General features: G+C 36.3%; 17 protein-coding genes. 15 read left to right on the top strand and 2 right to left on the bottom strand.

Annotated elements, in window-relative coordinates; all coding sequences use genetic code 11:
- Positions 1–13: 13 nt before the first annotated feature.
- The 10 genes from C568_RS0114470 to C568_RS30855 all read left to right on the top strand — a co-directional run bounded on the left by C568_RS0114470 (position 14) and on the right by C568_RS30855 (position 12,354).
- Positions 14–1,633, top strand: a complete 1,620-nt coding sequence (locus tag C568_RS0114470) for an MDR family MFS transporter (RefSeq protein ID WP_006093539.1) — start codon at positions 14–16, stop codon at positions 1,631–1,633.
- A 141-nt stretch (positions 1,634–1,774) separates the two neighbouring features.
- Positions 1,775–2,746: a LacI family DNA-binding transcriptional regulator gene (locus tag C568_RS0114475; RefSeq protein ID WP_018781950.1), complete on the top strand. Its 972-nt coding sequence runs from the start codon at positions 1,775–1,777 to the stop codon at positions 2,744–2,746.
- Between the two features lie 13 nt (positions 2,747–2,759).
- Positions 2,760–3,656 carry a ribokinase gene (gene rbsK, locus C568_RS0114480; RefSeq protein WP_018781951.1) on the top strand — a complete coding sequence of 299 codons (897 nt, stop codon included), beginning with the start codon at positions 2,760–2,762 and terminating at the stop codon, positions 3,654–3,656.
- Complete coding sequence (gene rbsD / locus C568_RS0114485) at positions 3,653–4,048, top strand: D-ribose pyranase (protein ID WP_018781952.1); 396 nt, start codon at positions 3,653–3,655, stop codon at positions 4,046–4,048. Before rbsK ends, rbsD begins: the two co-directional genes overlap by 4 nt.
- 18 nt (positions 4,049–4,066) lie before the next feature.
- A complete protein-coding gene (locus C568_RS0114490) occupies positions 4,067–5,551 on the top strand; it encodes a sugar ABC transporter ATP-binding protein (protein WP_018781953.1) in 1,485 nt (494 codons plus the stop codon).
- Positions 5,552–5,554: 3 nt separating this feature from the next.
- The gene (locus C568_RS0114495; protein ID WP_018781954.1) at positions 5,555–6,490 is read left to right on the top strand and encodes an ABC transporter permease subunit; all 936 of its coding nucleotides are present in this window, start codon (positions 5,555–5,557) and stop codon (positions 6,488–6,490) included.
- 14 nt (positions 6,491–6,504) lie between these two features.
- Positions 6,505–7,428, top strand: coding sequence for a ribose ABC transporter substrate-binding protein RbsB (gene rbsB, locus C568_RS0114500; RefSeq protein ID WP_018765552.1), 924 nt, complete (start codon positions 6,505–6,507; stop codon positions 7,426–7,428).
- A gap of 35 nt (positions 7,429–7,463) precedes the next feature.
- Positions 7,464–8,111: a fructose-6-phosphate aldolase gene (fsa, locus tag C568_RS0114505; protein ID WP_003195186.1), complete on the top strand. Its 648-nt coding sequence runs from the start codon at positions 7,464–7,466 to the stop codon at positions 8,109–8,111.
- A gap of 428 nt (positions 8,112–8,539) precedes the next feature.
- Entirely contained in the window at positions 8,540–10,939 is a 2,400-nt protein-coding gene (locus C568_RS0114510) for an immune inhibitor A (RefSeq protein WP_018781955.1), read from the top strand.
- Positions 10,940–11,514: 575 nt separating this feature from the next.
- On the top strand, positions 11,515–12,354 hold the full coding sequence (locus C568_RS30855) for an N-acetylmuramoyl-L-alanine amidase family protein (protein ID WP_018781956.1): 840 nt from the start codon (positions 11,515–11,517) through the stop codon (positions 12,352–12,354).
- A 32-nt stretch (positions 12,355–12,386) separates the two neighbouring features.
- On the opposite strand, the gene C568_RS0114520 is transcribed toward C568_RS30855, so the two are convergent.
- Entirely contained in the window at positions 12,387–13,541 is a 1,155-nt protein-coding gene (locus C568_RS0114520; protein WP_006093547.1) for an MFS transporter, read from the bottom strand.
- Between the two features lie 228 nt (positions 13,542–13,769).
- On the opposite strand from C568_RS0114520, the gene bdhA reads away from it, so the two are divergent.
- The 5 genes from bdhA to C568_RS0114545 all read left to right on the top strand — a co-directional run bounded on the left by bdhA (position 13,770) and on the right by C568_RS0114545 (position 19,053).
- Complete coding sequence (bdhA, locus tag C568_RS0114525) at positions 13,770–14,822, top strand: (R,R)-butanediol dehydrogenase (protein WP_018765549.1); 1,053 nt, start codon at positions 13,770–13,772, stop codon at positions 14,820–14,822.
- 118 nt (positions 14,823–14,940) lie between these two features.
- Positions 14,941–15,285: a potassium channel family protein gene (locus C568_RS0114530; RefSeq protein ID WP_018781957.1), complete on the top strand. Its 345-nt coding sequence runs from the start codon at positions 14,941–14,943 to the stop codon at positions 15,283–15,285.
- 252 nt (positions 15,286–15,537) lie between these two features.
- Positions 15,538–16,389, top strand: coding sequence for a phospholipase CerA (cerA, locus tag C568_RS0114535; protein WP_018781958.1), 852 nt, complete (start codon positions 15,538–15,540; stop codon positions 16,387–16,389).
- A 190-nt stretch (positions 16,390–16,579) separates the two neighbouring features.
- Positions 16,580–17,752, top strand: a complete 1,173-nt coding sequence (locus C568_RS0114540) for an amino acid deaminase/aldolase (RefSeq protein ID WP_018781959.1) — start codon at positions 16,580–16,582, stop codon at positions 17,750–17,752.
- On the top strand, positions 17,740–19,053 hold the full coding sequence (locus C568_RS0114545) for a D-arabinono-1,4-lactone oxidase (RefSeq protein ID WP_018781960.1): 1,314 nt from the start codon (positions 17,740–17,742) through the stop codon (positions 19,051–19,053). The genes C568_RS0114540 and C568_RS0114545 overlap by 13 nt, the downstream gene beginning before the upstream one ends.
- 4 nt (positions 19,054–19,057) lie before the next feature.
- Here C568_RS0114545 and C568_RS0114550 read toward each other — a convergent pair whose 3' ends face one another.
- Positions 19,058–20,209, bottom strand: a complete 1,152-nt coding sequence (locus C568_RS0114550; protein WP_018781961.1) for a VanZ family protein — start codon at positions 20,207–20,209, stop codon at positions 19,058–19,060.
- Positions 20,210–20,312: the final 103 nt, after the last annotated feature.

Consider the following 20,312-nt stretch of genomic DNA (forward strand, 5'->3'; position numbering starts at 1 on the left):
TTGAGGAGATTACATGGAGCAACAAGAAAATCAGAATAGAAAGCTGTTGTTAATCGGTCTAGTTATTGCCATGTTATTTGCTGCATTAGATGGAACAATCGTTGGTACAGCAATGCCGCGAATTGTTGGCGATCTAGGCGGATTAAGTTTAATGACATGGTTAACAACGGCATATATGTTAACATCAACAACAGTTGTACCAATTGCAGGTAAGTTAGCGGATTTATTAGGACGTCGTAACGTATATATTACAGGATTAATCATTTTTATGGTTGGTTCAGCACTTTGCGGTATGGCGAATGGTATGACTGAGTTAATTATTTTCCGTGGTATTCAAGGGCTTGGTGGCGGTATTATGATGCCAATGGCGATGATTATTATCGGGGATATGTTTACAGGGAAAGAACGTGCGAAATGGCAAGGAATCTTTGGAGCGTTATATGGTCTTGCTTCCGTAATTGGACCGCAAGTGGGCGGTTGGATTGTTGATGCTGTCAACTGGAGATGGGTATTCTATATCAACTTGCCAGTCGGTATTTTGGCGACAATCTTTATTGCAATGGGATTAAAAGGACATAAACAAACAGGTCCAATTAAAATTGATATCGCTGGTATTTTCACGATGATTCTTGGTGTTGTGACTTTATTACTTGCACTAACGTTTGGCGGGAAAGACTATGCTTGGGATTCTTGGCAAATCATTGGATTATTTGCACTTGCTATCATTGGTATAGTAAGCTTCATCATTGTTGAAACGAAGGCGGAAGAACCAATTTTACCAATGCATTTCTTTAAAAACCGTACATTTACACTATTAAATGCAATTGGTTTCTTTATGAGTATTGGAATGTTTGGTGCAATTATGTTCGTTCCATTCTTTATGCAAGGTATTGTTGGCGTAAGTGCGGCTGAATCTGGAACGATAATGACACCAATGATGATTACGATGATTGTGATGAGTATTATTGGTGGTCAGCTTGTATTAAAGGTAGGCGTAAAACCACAAATTATTACAGGTATGCTCATTATGGCTGGCGGTTTTTGGTTATTAACAACAATGGATATGCATACAACTAAACTTATTGCAACATCATATATGATGATTATCGGTTTAGGAATGGGTCTTGTAATGCCGACATTAACATTAGCATTACAAGAAAGTTTCCCGAAAAAGGATCTTGGAGTTGTAACATCTTCAAGTCAGTTCTTCCGTCAAATCGGTGGGACGTTCGGAATTACGATTTTAGGTTCTATTATGAATAATACGTCAGGTACAACATTGACAAATAAATTAGTTCCTGTACTAGATACATTCCCAGCAGAAGCGGGACAAATGGTAACGAAGTTTAAAGATATGATTCATACAGATCCACAAAGTTTATATTCTATGCTATTTAGCCCAGAAGCATTAAAACAAATGCCAGAAGCATTCTCAAATAGCATTGTACCAATTTTGAAAACATCTTTAGTGGATTCACTTCATAGTGTATTCCTAACAGGATTAGTCTTTATCGTAGTTGGTGCCGTATTTACAATCTTCTTACAAAAAATTAAGCTTTCTAATCGTAAAAAAGGTGCAGAAGAACCTGCTACTGAAGTAGAAGAGAAAGATACAAACGTATCTTACTCATAATAAGAAAAAAGCATCGCCTTATGGTGGTGCTTTTTTAGTGTATAACATATAATCTTTTTTAGTTATAAATGATTGACGTATTTTTGTAAATGAGTTATATTATTTTCTGTAAACGGTTACATGAAATGGAGAGGGAAGAGAATGAGTACGATTAAAGATGTTGCGAAATTAGCGGGAGTATCTGTTGCGACCGTTTCCAGGGTGTTAAATAAGAACGGATATGTTCACGAAGATACATTAAAAAAAGTGGAACGAGCAATTGAACTGTTGGATTATAAGCCTAGTACAGTAGCACGTTCTTTATATAATAAAAAATCTCGCTTAATTGGTTTGGTTGTTCCAAATATCGTGAATCCATTCTTTCCAGAAGTTGCACGTGCCGTAGAGGATGTAGCACATAAGCAAGGATACACAGTTGTACTTTGTAATTCTGATGAAAGTTTAGAGAAAGAGAAACAATATATTGATGTGCTCAGACAAAATAATGTTGATGGGTTTATTGTGGCAACGAACCCACAAAATAGTATGAATTACATGAACTTGTCTGTGCCAGTTGTGGCAATTGACCGCATGTTTAATGAGCGTATTCCGACGGTATATGCAGATAACTATGCGGGAAGTCAAGAAGCAACAAAGTTACTGTTAGAAAAAGGGTGTCAACATATTGCGCATATTCGTGGACCGCGCGATGTGAGTACAGCAAATGAGCGTTTTGAAGGTTTTGTAGATGTTATTACGCAATATGGGCTTTCTTATATGATTGCAGAAAGTACGTTTGATCCGGCAGATAGCGAATGTGTGGCAATGGAATTGTTAGAAGAGTATCCGCATATCGATGGCATTGTAGCTGGAAATGATTTGATTGCCATTGGGGTAGTGAAAGCGGCATTACAAAAAGGAATTTCCATTCCAGATGATTTACAAATTATTGGATTTGATGGTATTTCTTTAACAGAAATGATGTATCCATCTCTTACAACAGTTGCACAACCTATTTATGAAATGGGACGAATTGCAACAGAATTATTGCTAGAGCAAATGGAAGGAAATCAATTAGAAACCGAACATTATCGTTTACCGATTGAAATTATAGAACGAAATACAACGAAGTAAGGAGATGAGATATATGCCAAACATTGCAGTAGTCGGCAGTATTTCAATGGATTTAGTCGCTGTTTCAAAAAAGCGACCAAAAGCAGGAGAAACAGTGATTGGAGAAACATTTCATACAGTGCCTGGAGGAAAAGGAGCAAACCAAGCTGTTGCTGCAGCTAGATTAGGTGCAAATGTGGCAATGGTAGGTGCTGTAGGAAATGATGATTATGGTAAACTAGTTAGAAAAAATTTAGAGAATGACCGTGTTTTTATCGACTATGTGGTACCGGTTACAGATGAAACGACAGGAATTGCTCATATTGTTTTAGCGGAAGAAGACAACAGTATTGTCGTTGTACAAGGAGCAAATCGTCTTGTGAATGAACAAATTGTTGATCGTGCGAAAGATCTTCTTGTAAAAGCTGATATGGTTGTTCTTCAGCTGGAAATTCCGCTAGAAACAGTGGAATACGTTCTTGATATTTGTGAAGAACACAAAATTCCGGTTATGTTAAATCCAGCTCCGGCACAAGTATTGCCAGTAGATATTTTAGAAAAGGCGACGTATATTACACCGAATGAGCATGAATGCCGCATTGTATTAGATGATTTTACGTCACCAATTGAAGAGTTACTTGCGAAATATCCAAATAAGTTACTGATGACAGAAGGTGGGAAAGGTGTTCGTTTCCATAATGGTACAGAGATTGTTCATGTACCAAGTATTGATGTTGAAGTAGTGGATACAACAGGAGCAGGTGATACTTTTAACGGTGCATTAGCGGTTGCACTTTCCGAAGGTGAGACATTACAAAAAGCAATCCGCTTTGCAAACATTGCCGGTGGTCTTTCTGTAACAAAGTTAGGGGCACAAGGTGGTATGCCAACAAGAGAAAAGGTAAGAGAAGTGCAGGTGATTGTTGGATGAAGAAGCATGGTGTATTAAATAGTGAAATTGCTGCGGTACTTGCTTCCCTTGGACATACGGATACAATTGTGATTGCTGATTGTGGTTTACCTATTCCAGATGGTGTAAAGCGAATTGATTTAGCTGTAGAACTTGGAAAACCATCGTTTCTAGAGGTGTTACAAGTTGTGATAGACGACATGGCAGTTGAAAAACTAACATTAGCAGAAGAGATTACGATCAATAATGCAGAAGTAAACAGAGAAGTTGAAGCACGTTTAAAAGAAGCTGCTTTTGAATACGTATCGCATGAACAGTTTAAAGAACGCACAAAACGGGCAAAGGCAGTTATTCGTACGGGAGAAGCAACGCCATATGCGAATGTTATTTTACATGCCGGCGTGATTTTTTAATAAAGGGATGTGATGAGAATGCGTATTGAAATGAAAAATATTTCAAAAGCGTTCAATGGTAATCCTGTTTTAAAAAACGCACAGTTTAGTATTGAAACAGGAGAAGTCCATGCACTGATGGGGGAAAATGGAGCGGGAAAATCAACGCTCATGAAAATTTTAACAGGTGTATATACGAAAGATAGTGGTCAAGTCACGATTGATGGGCAAGAATGGACATTTAAAAACGCAAAAGAAGCTGAGGAATACGGAATTGCTTTTATTCATCAAGAGCTGAACATATTACCGAACTTAACAGTTGCTGAAAATATGTTTCTTGGGAAAGAGTTGATGTACGGCAAAACAGGCATTTTACGTACACGGCAAATGAATGGGTTAGCGCAGCAACAATTAGCAAGTCTTGGGCTTCACGTAAAAGGGGCTATGCTTGCTGGGGAATTATCAGTTGGACAGCAGCAAATTATTGAAATTGGTAAGGCCTTAATGACAAATGCGAGCGTTATTATTATGGACGAGCCGACAGCAGCCTTAACGGACCGCGAAATTGAAACACTCTTTACGGTTATTAATAAATTACGTAAAGAAGGCGTATCGTTCGTCTACATTTCACATCGCATGGAAGAAATCTTTTCTATTTGTGATGCTATTACGATTTTACGTGATGGGGAATATGTTGGAACGAGGTTAATTCCAGAAACATCATTTGATGAAGTAGTGAGTATGATGGTTGGTCGCAGCATCGGTGAGCGCTATCCGGAGCGCGATGCGAAGATCGGTGAAGTTATTTTTGAAATGCGTAACGCAACGAAAAAAGGGAAGTTTGAAAATATTTCGTTTCAAGTGAGAAAAGGTGAAATTCTCGGTGTCGCTGGATTAATGGGAGCTGGCCGCACTGATATTATGAAGGCGATATTTGGACATGAACCGTTAGATTCGGGCCAAATATTTATGAATGGGCAAGAAGTGAAAATTGATAGTCCAATTGATGCAATACGGCAGCGAATTGCCTTTATTACAGAAGATCGAAAATCAGAAGGGCTTGTCTTAGATTTTTCTATTCGTGAAAATTTAGCATTGCCAAATCTAGAAAGTCTCTCAAAAGGTAGTGTGATGGATAAAGGAGTAGAAGCACAGTTCACAGAGGATATGATGAAGCTTCTCAATGTAAAAGCGGCAAATGGTGAACAAGCCGTCAAATCACTTTCTGGTGGAAATCAACAAAAGATTGTTATTGCAAAATGGCTAGGAATCCATCCGCAGCTGTTAATTTTAGATGAACCAACACGGGGCGTTGATGTTGGAGCAAAAAAAGAAATTTACTCTATTATGAACAAGCTTACAAAGCAGGGGGATGCGGTTATTATGGTTTCATCCGAACTTCCAGAAGTTTTAGGAATGAGCGATCGTGTCCTTGTTATTCATGAAGGAAAAGTAGGCGGTATTTTAGAGAAAGATAAAGCAACACAAGAGTCCATTATGGCATTAGCTACAGGGGGAGAGTAAGTTATGGCTAAAAAGGGGAATATATTGCAGCAGCTAGGTTCTTTAATTGGATTGGCACTGATTATTGTAGTTATTACAGCATTAAATCCAGCATTTATTGAAATACCAAATTTATTTAATATTTTACGCCAAGTATCGATTAATGCACTCATTGCATTTGGAATGACCTTCGTTATTTTAACTGGGGGTATTGACTTATCGGTAGGTTCTATTTTAGCATTATCAAGTGCACTTGTTGCTGGAATGATGACAAGTGGCATGGATCCGTTCCTTGCAATGGCAGTTGGATTATTGGCTGGGCTTGTAATGGGAATTGTAAACGGTATCATCATTGCGAAAGGAAAAGTGGCACCATTTATTGCGACATTAGCAACAATGACCATTTTCCGAGGACTCACGCTTGTTTATATGGACGGACGTCCGATCACTGGCCTTGGTGATCACTTAATGTTTCAAATGTTTGGCCGTGGTTACTTCCTTGGTATTCCCGTACCAGCTGTAACGATGATGATTGCTTTTGCTGCATTGTACTTTATTTTAAAGAAGACAACATTTGGTCGCCGTACTTTTGCAATTGGTGGAAATGAAGAAGCAGCGGCATTATCAGGTATTAATGTAACAAGAATAAAAGTAATGATTTATGGTCTTTCTGGAATTCTGGCAGCGCTTGCGGGTATTGTGTTAACATCACGCTTAGATTCTGCACAGCCAACTGCTGGTTCTTCTTACGAATTAGATGCAATTGCTGCAGTTGTATTAGGAGGAACAAGTCTTTCTGGTGGAAGAGGTTGGATTGTCGGCACGTTCATTGGTGTACTGATTATCGGTGTACTAAATAACGGTCTAAATTTATTAGGTGTATCTTCTTTCTTCCAACAAGTTGTAAAAGGGCTTGTGATCTTACTTGCTGTATTAATTGATCGTCGAAAAGAAGCATAATGGAGGGACAATTCATGAAAAAATGGTTACTTGTACTCGTTGCACTCATAATGGCAATCACTGCTGGTTGTTCAATGGAACCACCGGAATGGGCGAAGGATTCTAGCGATAAAAGTCGAAATAAAACTATTAAAGTTGGATTTTCTGTTTCAACTTTAAACAATCCATTTTTCGTTACGTTGAAAAAAGGGGCAGAAAAGAAGGCGAAAGATAGTGGCATTGAGTTAATTGCTGTTGATGCACAAAATGATGCAGCGAAGCAAACGAATGATGTTGAGGATTTAATTCAAAAAGGCGTTGATGTAGTTGTCATTAACCCTACAGATTCAGATGCAGTTGCTTCAGCAGTAAGTGCAGCGAATGCAGCAAACATCCCTGTTATTACAGTAGATCGTGTTGCAAACTCAGGAAAAGTTGTTTCACACATCGCATCAAATAATGTAGAAGGTGGAAGCATGGCTGGTGACTACATTCGTGAGCTTGTTGGTGAAGGTGCAAATGTTGCTGAGTTAGAAGGGATTCCTGGATCATCCGCTGCTCGTGAGCGTGGGAAAGGATTCCATAAAGTTGCCGATAAGGGACTAAAAGTTGTTGCAAAGCAAGCCGCAGACTTTGACCGTGCCAAAGGATTATCAGTTATGGAAAACATATTGCAGGCAAATAATGATATAAAAGCAGTGTTTGCTCATAATGATGAAATGGCATTAGGTGCGCTGGAAGCATTAAAATCTGCTGGAAAAACAGATGTGGTTGTTGTTGGATTTGATGCTACAGATGATGCTGTGAAAGCGGTTAATGACGGACGTATGACAGCAACTGTTGCGCAAAAACCAGAATTAATCGGAGAGAAAGCGATGGAAACAGCCAGACAAGTGAACCAAGGTAAAAAAGTGGAAAAATTCATTCCGATTGAATTAGAGCTTATTAAGAAAAAATAAAATATAAACTTACATTTAGGAAGGAAGAAAAACAAATGAAATTTTTTATTGATACAGCAAACATTGATGAAATTAAAGAGGCAAATGATTTAGGCGTATTAGCAGGTGTAACAACAAATCCATCACTTGTAGCAAAAGAAGGCGTAGATTTCCATGAACGTATTCGTGAAATTTGCAGCGTTGTAACAGGACCTGTAAGTGCAGAAGTTATTAGCCTAGAATCAGATAAAATGATTGAAGAAGGAAAAGAATTAGCAAAAATTGCTCCAAACGTTGTTGTAAAAGTACCAATGACAAAAGAAGGCTTAAAAGCAGTAAAAGCATTCTCTGATTTAGGAATTCGTACAAACGTTACGTTAGTATTCTCTGCAGTACAAGCATTGCTTGCAGCACGTGCAGGTGCAACGTACGTATCTCCATTCTTAGGTCGTTTAGATGATATCGGTCATAATGGTATGGACTTAATTCGCCAAATCGCTGATATCTTTGTAATTCATGACATTAAAACAGAAATTATCGCAGCATCTGTACGCCATAGCGTTCACGTAACAGACGCAGCATTAAACGGTGCACACATTGCAACAATTCCGGCAAACGTAATTGGCGCATTAGTGAAACATCCGTTAACAGATCAAGGAATTGAGAAATTCTTAGCTGATTGGGAGAAAACACAAGGGAAATAAAGTGAAACTTCCATCTGTGAAGGATTGCTCCCCGTTTATGAGGGGGAAACAAAAACTACCAAGGTTAGCATTACGTTAACCTTGGTAGTTTTTTTGTTTGTAAAATAATGAATAAAAGAATTTTCATGCAATTGTGCATATTGTCTTTTAAATTTTCTATCTAAGTTATTTAATATATAATAAATAACTCTTTTTTGTGAGTTTTTTTGATACGAGGTAAATAATCAGTACAGGGTCTGACCAGAGGACTGGAGGGCATGATTCTATAAGGGAATAATTACTATTCCATGATTATAGAACTATGTCTTTTTTATTGTATATAGAAGGGGGGATAAATCGATATTATAGAACTCGTATATGTTGTTACTTTCATATTACCAATTATCTGAATTTTAAGTCTTGTACAATTAATAAGGGAGGAAATAGTAATGAAAAGAAAAGCACCGTTTAAAGTATTTTCATCTTTGGCAATCACGACAATGCTTGGTTGCACATTTGCACTTGGTACATCATCAGCATATGCGGAAACAACATCTCAGTCAAAAGGAAGTATTTCAACAACTCCAATTGATAACAATTTAATTCAAGAAGAGCGCTTGGCTGAAGCTTTAAAAGAACGTGGAACGATTGATCAATCAGCATCAAAAGAAGAGACACAAAAGGCTGTGGAGCACTATATTGAAAAAAAGAAGGGTGATCAGCCAAATAAAGAAATTCTTCCGGGTGACCCTGCTAAAGAGGCATCTGATTTCGTGAAAAAAGTAAAAGAAAAAAAGATGGAAGAAAAAGAAAAAGTGAAGGAGTCTGTAGAAAATGCTAGCCCAGAGCAAACGCCTTCACAAAATAAAAAACAGTTAAATGGAAAAGTACCAACTTCTCCAGCAAAGCAGGCTCCATATAACGGAACTGTACGTACAGATAAAGTACTTGTACTACTTGTAGAGTTTAGTGATTATAAACATAATAATATTGAGCAAAGCCCTGGTTATATGTATTCGAACGACTTTAGTAGAGAGCATTATCAAAAAATGTTATTCGGTAATGAACCATTCACGTTATTCAATGGTTCAAAAGTAAAAACATTTAAACAATATTATGAAGAACAATCTGGTGGTAGTTATACGACAGATGGTTATGTGACAGAATGGTTGACTGTTCCTGGGAAAGCAGCAGATTACGGAGCAGATGGTAAAACTGGTCATGATAATAAAGGACCTAAAGGGCCACGTGACCTTGTGAAAGAAGCATTAAAAGCAGCAGCAGAGAAAGGATTAGATTTATCTCAATTTGACCAGTTTGATCGTTATGATACAAATGGTGATGGAAATCAAAATGAACCAGACGGTGTAATTGATCATTTAATGGTCATTCATGCTGGGGTTGGTCAAGAAGCTGGTGGAGGTAAAGTAGGTGATGATGCGATTTGGTCACATCGTTCTAAATTAGCACAAGATCCAGTTGCAATTGAAGGAACAAAGTCAAAAGTTTCGTATTGGGATGGAAAAGTTGCTGCACATGATTACACAATTGAGCCTGAGGATGGTGCAGTTGGCGTATTCGCTCATGAATTTGGTCATGATCTTGGTTTACCAGATGAATATGATACGAATTATACTGGAACTGGATCACCTGTAGAATCATGGTCATTAATGAGTGGTGGTAGTTGGACAGGAAAAATCGCAGGAACAGAGCCAACAAGTTTTTCACCGCAAAATAAAGATTTCTTACAAAAAAATATGGATGGAAACTGGGCAAAAATTGTAGAAGTAGATTACGATAAAATAAAACGTGGAGTAGGTTTCCCTACATATATTGATCAAAGTGTTACAAAATCTAATCGTCCAGGTCTTGTACGTGTAAACTTACCTGAGAAAAGTGTTGCAACGATTAAAACTGGATTTGGCAAGTATGCTTACTACAGTACAAGAGGCGATGATATGCATACAACATTAGAAACGCCATTGTTTGATTTAACGAAAGCAGCTAACGCGAAATTTGATTATAAAGTAAACTATGAACTTGAAGCAGAATGTGATTTTATTGAAATACATGCTGTGACAGAAGATGGAACAAAAACATTAATCGATAAACTAGGCAATAAAGTAGTAAAAGGTGATAAAGATACGACAGAAGGAAAATGGATTGATAAATCATATGATTTAAGTCAATTTAAAGGGAAGAAAGTGAAATTGCAATTTGATTATATTACAGATCCTGCTGTAGCATATAAAGGATTTGCAATGGATAATGTGAATGTAACAGTCGATGGAAAAGTAGTATTTTCAGATGATGCAGAAGGACAAGCGAAAATGAAGTTAAATGGTTTTGTCGTTTCTGATGGAACAGAAAAGAAACCACATTATTATTATTTAGAGTGGAGAAACTATGCTGGATCAGATGAAGGGTTAAAAGTAGCGAGAGGTCCAGCATATAATACTGGTCTTGTTGTTTGGTATGCAGATGATAGTTTTAAAGATAACTGGACTGGTCAACATCCTGGTGAAGGCTTCCTTGGTGTTGTTGATTCTCACCCGGAGGCATTTGTTGGAAGTTTAAATGGAAAACCAGTATACGGTAATACAGGGTTGCAAATTGCAGATGCTGCATTTTCACTTGATCAAACACCGGCGTGGAATGTAAATTCATTTACACGTGGACAATTTAATTACCCAGGCTTACCAGGTGTTGCAACATTTGATGATTCTAAAGTATACAGTAACACTCAAATTCCTGATGCGGGACGAAAAGTGCCGCAATTAGGGCTGAAATTCCAAGTTGTTGGGCAAGCTGATGATAAGTCGGCAGGAGCTATTTGGATTCGTCGTTAATAGATTAGTAATAAAATAGAAAAGTACGTTCTTCGTAAAAAGAACGTACTTTTTTATTTTGTGTAATACACATTGTTTACCTATATACAGTCTATCAAATGGTGTAGGGAAAAGGAATATTTCCGAGGAAATTGTCGAGACATAGTTGGTATTTATACATTTTTTTGAAAAATGAGTGAAGAGTGTATCAAGCTGATTGGTATAGAAGAAAGACGAGTTTCAGCAAGTTACAATGAGTAGTATTCGGATACGATTATTACTGAAAAGTAAAAAAGAACAAGCGGAATTTTTAAATATATGAAATGAAAATACATTTTTTTGATATAGAGATAAATAGAGTTTGCTCCTTTTTTTGTTGTTTATAAATACATATATTTCAAGTTTTTACTGATTTTGAATCTAAAAAATAATTATTTATAAAAAACAAAATTATATATTGATTTTGTTTTTTATTTTGAGTAAAATTCAAAGGAATTAATTAAGATAGTGATAGTTTAATAGTTTAATTGAAATCCTTTTTTAGGAAGGAAATGTAGAGAATATTTGTAAAGTTATATATAGGGAGGGTGAAATAATTGACAGCATTGAAAAAATTATCAGCTTTTGTGAAAAGTAGTATTGTTTTATTATGTGTAGCATGTATGTATTTTGCTATACCAACTGCACATGCAAGTGCGGAGACAGTTAAGATTTATCTTGATCCAGGTCATGGGGGAACAGATACAGGAGCGGTTGGAAATGGTTTGCGAGAAAAGGATTTAACATTAGATATCGCATTACGTATTCGTAACATTTTAAATGCAGAGTATACAGGTCATGAAATTAAAATGAGTCGTACAAGTGATGTATATCCTACGTTAACACAGCGAACAACTGATGCAAATAATTGGGGAGCAAATTTCTTCTTATCTGTACATATTAACAGTGGTGGTGGCTCTGGTTATGAAGATTATAGTTATCCAAATGCAGGAGCACCAACTACGACTTACCAGAATATAATTCATCAGGAAATTATGAAAACAACTGACCTTGATGATAGAGGGATCAAAACAAATAATTTCCATGTGTTAAGAGAAACGAATATGCCAGCAGTATTAACTGAAAATGGGTTTATTGATCGAGCAGAAGATGCTCAAAAATTAGGTAATGCAACATTTAGAGAACAACTTGCAAGAGGGCATGTAAATGGTTTAGTAAAGGCATTTGGATTACAGAAGAAAACATTCTTAGTTCGTGTGAAAACAGAAGAATTATATTATTATAATCAACCTGATTGGAATGCAAAGGCTGGTACTGTGAAAAAAGGTGATGTATTCACTGTTGTGGCAACGGTAACTGTAAATGGTTCAAAAATGTATAAGCTAAAATCAGGAAGCTATATAACTGCTAATCCTTCGTATATTGAGGTTTTATAATAAAGATTTGATTGAAAAAAGACAATGATGAGCTAATTCATCATTGTCTCTTTTATTTTTCCTCTGAAATAAATCATTCCAGCAAATGTGAGTAAGAATGCTGTTCCAATTACAAAGCTTACGCTCGGTGATGCCCCGATTGCTCCAACTGTAAAGGATCCAGCGACAACACCTAATGAGAAGAATGCGTAAAATAATCCGAATGCCTTCCCGCGTTTATCTTCAGTTGTATTTTCAACGAGTAAAGCATTAATAGATGGGAAGAGGATGGCGAATCCAATTCCGTAAATCATCATAACAACAAAGAGCATACCTTTTGTTGTAAATATGCCAAGTAATGATAAGGCAAGTGCCATGACTGCAATACCAATTAGCATCATTTTTGAACGGTCAAAGCGATCATAAATACGATTTGTTGGCAGTAGGAAGAAGAGGATGGCAGTAATCCCAAATACACTTAGCATCATGCCTGTTGTAGATGCTTTGAGTGCTAGTGCTTCTACTTTTACCGGTAACATATATGTGACGATTCCTTGTGAAAACATTAATGTAAAAGCGCCAATATATGCTTGTAATAATGGTTCGGATTTTAGTAATCCTATCATATCTTCTTTGTTCATCATTTGCGTCCGTGATGTGTCTTTTCTAGTCACATTGGTTGGTAATAAGAACAGGGATACGATTGTCCCGAATACCATTAAGATAGAAATCGTAACAAAGACCCACTCTACACCTGCGGTTGCTTTCATAATTCCACTGAAAGCAGGGCCAACGATAGCTGCTGTTCCGACAGCGGCACCAGATAGTGCCATTGCTTTTCCTTGTTTTGTAGATTTCGTTTGTTTAGATAGGAAAGTAAAGGCTGCAGGGATTAAGAAGCCATCACTAAATCCGTGTAAAAAGCGAACGATGAGTAATTGCTCGCCGCTTTGAACAACAGTATACAATAACACTATGAGACTCGTAATTCCCATACTCATATAGAGTACTTTCTTTGCGCCAAATTTATCAACAGATGCACCTGCGATAATATTGCCAATCATATTGGCAAACGAGTACATACCTACAACGAGACCGATAATAAGAGGGGTTCCCCCGAGGCTTTGCGCGTAAGTACTCATAATTGGTAATTGTGAAAATGTATCTAAAAACGCTACGATAACAATAAAATAAATGAAATATTTCAAGCGATGTTCACCTCTCCTCTGCTATTATGGCATAATGCGAATTTCGCCTGCAATGAAATTGAATTAACAGATGTGGAAAAAAGTACAAAGTGACAAAAAAGTGAACTTTTTTTTGTTAAAATTTAGTGAAAACCAGATTGATTTTTTGAAATATATGGATAAGAGTACTATAATAGATTGGTAAACTTCACCAGGTTAAGTATATATACATAGAGAGGGATGCATAAAATGAAAGCATTACTTTGGCATAATCAACGTGATGTAAGAGTAGAAGAAGTTCCAGAACCAGCTGTACGATCAGGAGCAGTGAAGATCAAAGTTAAATGGTGTGGTATTTGTGGAACAGATTTACATGAATATTTAGCAGGACCTATTTTTATTCCAACAGAAGAACATCCACTAACACACGTGAAAGCACCTGTTATTTTAGGTCACGAGTTTAGTGGTGAAGTTGTTGAAATCGGTGAAGGTGTTACGAATCATAAAGTAGGGGACCGCGTTGTTGTAGAACCTATTTATTCTTGTGGTAAATGTGAAGCTTGTAAACATGGTCATTATAACGTTTGTGAACAACTTGTTTTCCATGGTCTTGGTGGAGATGGCGGTGGCTTCTCTGAATATACTGTAGTACCAGCAGATATGGTTCACCATATCCCAGATGAAATGACTTATGAACAAGGTGCACTTGTAGAACCAGCAGCAGTTGCAGTTCATGCAGTGCGTCAAAGTAAGTTAAAAGAAGGCGAAGCTGTAGCTGTATTTGGCTGTGGACCAATCGGACTTCTTGTTATCCAAGCTGCTAAAGCTGCAGGTGCAACACCTGTTATCGCAGTTGAACTTTCTAAAGAACGTCAAGAGTTAGCAAAATTAGCAGGTGCTGATTACGTATTAAATCCAGCAGAGCAAGATGTGGTAGCAGAAATCCGTAACTTAACAAATGGTTTAGGCGTAAATGTTAGCTTCGAAGTAACAGGAGTTGAAGTTGTACTTCGTCAAGCAATTGAAAGCACAAGCTTTGAAGGACAAACTGTAATCGTCAGTGTCTGGGAAAAAGATGCGACAATTACTCCAAACAACTTAGTATTAAAAGAAAAAGAAGTTGTAGGTATTCTTGGATACCGTCACATCTTCCCATCTGTTATTAAATTAATTAGCTCTGGTCAAATTCAAGCAGAGAAATTAATTACGAAAAAAATTACAGTGGATCAAGTTGTAGAAGAAGGATTTGAAGCGCTTGTAAAAGATAAAAAACAAGTGAAGATTCTTGTTTCACCTAAATAATATATAATATAGAAGAAAGTAGTCTTTTTCTAGAAATAGAAGAAGGCTACTTTTTTGTGGATAGAAAGGTGATAGACTTTCCTTTGACTAAATTGTTTAAGTAGGAAGGGAGAGTTACATGGTTTCATTTTTACTAACTTTGAAACGAATGCCAAAAGCTTGTTCAAGAGCGTGGAAAGATAAAGAATTTCAAGTGTTATTTGTATTAACGATTATAACGTTACTATCAGGGACTATTTTTTACAGTACGGTAGAAGGATTACGCACGATTGATGCATTATATTTTAGCGTTGTTACATTAACGACAGTTGGCTATGGAGATTTTAGCCCGCAAACAGACTTTGGAAAAATCTTTACGATTTTCTATATTTTCATTGGAATTGGTTTAGTGTTTGGATTTATTCATAAGCTAGCAGTAAATGTTCAATTATCAAGTATATTATCAGGGCGAAAGAAAAAATAGAAGCAATCAGGATATGCACCTGATTGCTTCTATTTTTTACAATATTTTAGCTGTTTCTTTGCAGGAATTTAATATTCGTTTACTATAATGCAAATGAAACATATTATCCATAGAATTATAACAATGTGAATATTCACATTGTTTGTTTTCTCAATAGAAATGAGTAGAAAGGTGGGATATTCTAATCGTAGGTTAACCATATGATTTGAATTACATATTCCAAGTAAATTAAATATAAACGGAGGTTTTCATATGAAAAAGAAAGTATTAGCCTTAGCAGCAGCTATTACATTAGTAGCACCATTGCAAAGTGTAGCGTTTGCCCATGAAAATGAGGGCGGAAATAAGGTAAGAGTAATTCAATATTGGTCTGCTGAAGATACACATGCAGAAGGTGTAAACTCCCATTTATGGATTGTCAATCGTGCAATTGATATTATGTCTCGTAATACAACGGTTGTAAAACAAGACCAAGTTGCATTATTAAATGAATGGCGTACAGAGTTAGAGAATGGTATATATGCTGCTGATTATGAAAACCCTTATTATGATAACAGTACATTTGCTTCTCATTTCTACGATCCTGATACAGGGAAGACATATATACCTTTTGCTAAGCAGGCAAAAGAAACTGGGGCTAAATATTTTAAACTTGCTGGTGAAGCCTATCAAAAGCAAGAAATAAAACAAGCATTCTTCTATTTAGGCTTATCACTTCATTACTTAGGAGATGTAAATCAACCAATGCATGCAGCAAACTTTACAAATCTTTCTTATCCACAAGGTTTCCACTCCAAATATGAAAATTTTGTAGATACAATAAAGAATAATTATAAAGTGGCTGATGGAAATGGATATTGGAATTGGAAAGGAGTAAATCCTGAAGACTGGATTCATGGAGCCGCTGTAGCTGCTAAGCAAGATTATGCTGGTATTGTAAATGGCACTACAAAAGATTGGTTCGTAAGAGCGGCAGTTTCACAAGAATATGCAGATAAATGGCGTGCAGAAGTTACACTAACAACAGGAAAACGTTTAGTAGAAGCACAGCGTGTCACAGCGGGATATATTCAGCTTTGGTTTGATACGTATGTAAATCGCTAGAACGCTTGGTTACTTCTTAGTTAAAAAACATATACGTATAATGATTCATGATCCAGTACAGGCAATCACTTCTATTGAAATAGTTAAAAAGTTTCTTCGTAAAGAAGAAACTTTTTTTGTTTAGGCACAGGAAAATGATAGTTTCTTTCCAATATGTATAAGACATATATATAGAAGGGGAGAGAAAAATGTGGAGCGTAACATGTTTCAAAAGGTTCCCTTACCATGCGCATTTCTTGATGAAGAAGCGTTAGAAAGAAATATTGAGTCAATTGTTCAATTGTGCGGAGGAAAGAAAGTTCGTATTGCTAGTAAATCGTTACGATCTGTTCCAGTGATGAAGAAAATTTTAGCCTCTAATAGTTGTTTTCAAGGCATTATGTGTTTTTCACCACGAGAAGTAATATTCTTAATAAAACAAGGATTTAATGATTTGTTGCTTGGATATCCTGTACATGATGAACAAGCACTTCAAGAAATTAGTTTGCTTACAAAACAAGGATTTATAATCACTTGTATGGTAGATTGCATAGAACATATTGCTTATTTAGAGAAAATTGCAATAGAAACAGGTGGACGCTTTCAAACTTGTATTGATATCGATATGAGTAGTCATTTTTTTCAGTTTCATTTTGGTGTTAGACGTTCTCCTATACGTACTACCTCTGAGGCTTTAAACGTTATTGAAAAAGCAATTCAATCTTCCGTTTTACAAATAGACGGTGTAATGGGCTATGAGGCACAGATTGCAGGAGTTGGGGACGATGTACCAAAGCAAGGTTTTAAAAATAAAATAGTTTCTTATTTAAAGAGAAAATCTGTATTTGAAGTGATGGAACGTAGACAGAGCGTTGTACGAGCATTGCAAGAACAAGGAATTACACTTCGTTTTGTAAATGGAGGAGGCACAGGAAGTATAAAAACGACAATGCAAGATGAATCCGTTACAGAGATTACAATAGGTTCTGCTTTTTACTCTCCCAAGCTCTTTGATTACTATAAAGATATTAGATTTGAACCAGCTGTTGGCTTTGCGTTGCCGATTGTTAGACAACCAAGCCAACATATATATACTTGCCTCGGTGGCGGATATATGGCTTCAGGAGCAGTTGGGAAAGACAAACAGCCTGAGATTTGGGAGCCAAGTGGGGCAAAGTTGTTAGCTTTAGAGGGAGCTGGAGAAGTACAAACGCCCGTTTATTATGATGGTTCAGAACATCTAACGGTTGGGGATGGCATGTTATTTCGGCATAGTAAAGCCGGAGAACTATGTGAGCGTTTCTCATCGTTACATCGTATTGTAGGTAACAAAGTGATAGGGGAGTATTCAACATACCGGGGGGATGGCCAATGCTTTCTGTAAAAGGGCAGAAATGGAGAAATTGGGCAGGGAATGTAGAAGGGAATCCACAATATACGATGTATCCAAAATATATACAAGATGTGATAGAAGTAGTAAAGTTTGCAAAGGAACAGGGAAAGAGAATTCGTGTTGTTGGATCAGGACACTCCTTTACACCTCTTGTTCAAACAGAGGAAATTCTAATTTCTTTAGATGAGCTACAAGGGATAGTAGACGTGGATTCACAATCATTCATAGTAGAAGTATGGGGCGGAACAAAGTTATATAACTTAGGAAAAATGCTGGAAGACAAAGGATACGCGCAGGAAAATTTAGGAGATATTGATTCGCAATCTATTGCAGGAGCAATTAGTACAGGAACGCATGGAACAGGTATTCAATTTGGTAGTTTGGCAACACAAGTAGTAGAAGTTACAGCTGTGCTGGCATCTGGAGAAATTATTGTTTGTTCTGAGAAAGAGAATCCTGAATTTTGGAAGGCATTTCAGTTATCTCTTGGTATGCTGGGAATCATTGTAAAAGTTAAATTAAAAGTCATTCCAGCTTATTCACTTATCTATGAAAGCAGAAAGGAATCGTTTTCTACTGTAATAAACAAACTAGAGAAATATAAGCAACATCGTCATTTTGAATTTTTTGTGTTTCCGTATTCAGATGATGTCCAAGTGAAAATTACAAATGAAACAGCAGAGAAAGGGATAGATTTAAAGTGGCATAAGATCAAGACAGAACTACTTGAAAATATAGCTTTTTCATTATTGTCTAAAGGATGCAAGTGGATTCCTTCTATAAGTAAAGGAGTTAGTAGACTGTCAGCAAAGGCTGTGCCGAGTACGAAAACAATTGGTCCAAGTTATCAAATATTTGCTACATCTCGTAATGTTCGTTTTTATGAAATGGAGTATAGTGTCCCAGCGCAGTATATGAAAGAGGTAGTAGGGGAAATTTACAACCTCATTGAAAAGAAGAAATTCCAAGTTCATTTTCCAATTGAATGTCGTTATGTAAAGGGAGATGATATATGGATAAGTCCTGCTTATAGAAGAGATTCAGCGTATATCGCTGTGCATATGTATAAAGGAATGAAATATGCTGCGTACTTTACAGCAATAGAACATATTTTTCAAAAGTACGAAGGGCGTCCACATTGGGGGAAAATGCATACAATGCGATATGAACCATTACAATGTGTTTATCCAAAGTTAAACTCTTTCTTGGAAGTTAGAGGAAAGCTAGATCCAATGGGGATGTTTTTAAATCCATATGTAGCAAAAATGTTTTCTATTTATGAAAAAAGCTGACAAATTATTTGTCAGCTTTTTGGAGTGTAATTGCATTCCGTGTATGGCTTATATGCTCATAAAATAATAATTTATCTCGACTAAATACATGTAATAGGACATGTATAATGAAGAGACCATTAATTGAGAACATAAACAGTAATATAATGAGCATAGTTAATGGATTAGTCTGATTCAATATGGAACTACTAGAGAGAATATAGTTCATTCCACCTAAAACAAAATAGAACAGGCCGTAACGAATAAATAATTCTTTAATGGTAATTCGCTCATTTTTACCTTTTATATGAATACGAAGCAACGCTTTACCAATTGTTTTTCCGTTCGTCAAATACGGAATGACGATGAAATAAATGAAGACCGCACATAGGGTGAAAATAAGTTCATATAGATTGGTATAAGACTGGATACTAGAAATGAAAATAGAATTCCCTTTATTTTTTATAACTGGCACAACAATAGATAAGAAAATCCAATCAATTTGCAGTGCGATAAGACGACGAATAAATCCAACTGGTTTCGTAGCTAAATCGACATGTGCATCTAATTCATTTGATTTAGGAAGGAAGTACGTGAATATCGGTGCGATGAAATAACCAATTGCTCCCCCAAGTGTATTTAAAAATAAATCATCGACATCAAATAAACGATATGCGCAATTGTATATACCGTATAATCCAGTCACTTGTGTTATCTCAAAAAATAGTGAGAGACAAAGTGAAAAGAAGATTGTTTGTAAAAAACCAAGGCGGAAATAGTAACGTAAATATATGCCGATTGGAATCGTTAATAGTGCATTGAATGCGACTTGTAAAAAAGCAGATTCTTTTAATAAATAGAAATAGGTAGCTGGTTTGGCTAATACTGCTGCTGTATGGTTGCTGATTTCTTGAATGAAATAAAACGGTACAAGCTGAACGTGCTGTGTACTAGCTGGCTGCAAGTTACATGTATCATAGGTTTGTGGCAGCGGTAAGATGACAAGAAAATAAGCGTTTAACAAGTAAAGCAGTAAAGAATATAAAATAAATGAACGCCATTTATTTAAATAGCCATATTTTCTGTAATTAAATATTAAAAATGGAATCAATAGAATCATTGCTAAAAAGGGGAATAGAATAAATGCTGTTTTAATTGGAAATAAATAAGCTGTCAAAATGTGGCTCCTTTCAAAAAAATTCGGAATCTATTATAGCTTTAATAAAATGTAAAATCAAATTTTATTTTTTAGAGACCGAGTTGTTTCGATAGGAAAGAGG

It is taken from the genome of Bacillus sp. 95MFCvi2.1, from assembly GCF_000374965.1.
GTDB classification, from domain to species: domain Bacteria; phylum Bacillota; class Bacilli; order Bacillales; family Bacillaceae_G; genus Bacillus_A; species Bacillus_A pseudomycoides.

Bases quoted from the DNA above. Each gene is read 5' to 3' on its own strand.
- C568_RS0114470 (WP_006093539.1), top strand. From the start codon at position 14: ATGGAGCAACAAGAAAATCAGAATAGAAAGCTGTTGTTAATCGGTCTA.
- C568_RS0114475 (WP_018781950.1), top strand. From the start codon at position 1,775: ATGAGTACGATTAAAGATGTTGCGAAATTAGCGGGAGTATCTGTTGCG.
- rbsK (WP_018781951.1), top strand. From the start codon at position 2,760: ATGCCAAACATTGCAGTAGTCGGCAGTATTTCAATGGATTTAGTCGCT.
- rbsD (WP_018781952.1), top strand. From the start codon at position 3,653: ATGAAGAAGCATGGTGTATTAAATAGTGAAATTGCTGCGGTACTTGCT.
- C568_RS0114490 (WP_018781953.1), top strand. From the start codon at position 4,067: ATGCGTATTGAAATGAAAAATATTTCAAAAGCGTTCAATGGTAATCCT.
- C568_RS0114495 (WP_018781954.1), top strand. From the start codon at position 5,555: ATGGCTAAAAAGGGGAATATATTGCAGCAGCTAGGTTCTTTAATTGGA.
- rbsB (WP_018765552.1), top strand. From the start codon at position 6,505: ATGAAAAAATGGTTACTTGTACTCGTTGCACTCATAATGGCAATCACT.
- fsa (WP_003195186.1), top strand. From the start codon at position 7,464: ATGAAATTTTTTATTGATACAGCAAACATTGATGAAATTAAAGAGGCA.
- C568_RS0114510 (WP_018781955.1), top strand. From the start codon at position 8,540: ATGAAAAGAAAAGCACCGTTTAAAGTATTTTCATCTTTGGCAATCACG.
- bdhA (WP_018765549.1), top strand. From the start codon at position 13,770: ATGAAAGCATTACTTTGGCATAATCAACGTGATGTAAGAGTAGAAGAA.
- C568_RS0114530 (WP_018781957.1), top strand. From the start codon at position 14,941: ATGGTTTCATTTTTACTAACTTTGAAACGAATGCCAAAAGCTTGTTCA.
- cerA (WP_018781958.1), top strand. From the start codon at position 15,538: ATGAAAAAGAAAGTATTAGCCTTAGCAGCAGCTATTACATTAGTAGCA.
- C568_RS0114545 (WP_018781960.1), top strand. From the start codon at position 17,740: ATGCTTTCTGTAAAAGGGCAGAAATGGAGAAATTGGGCAGGGAATGTA.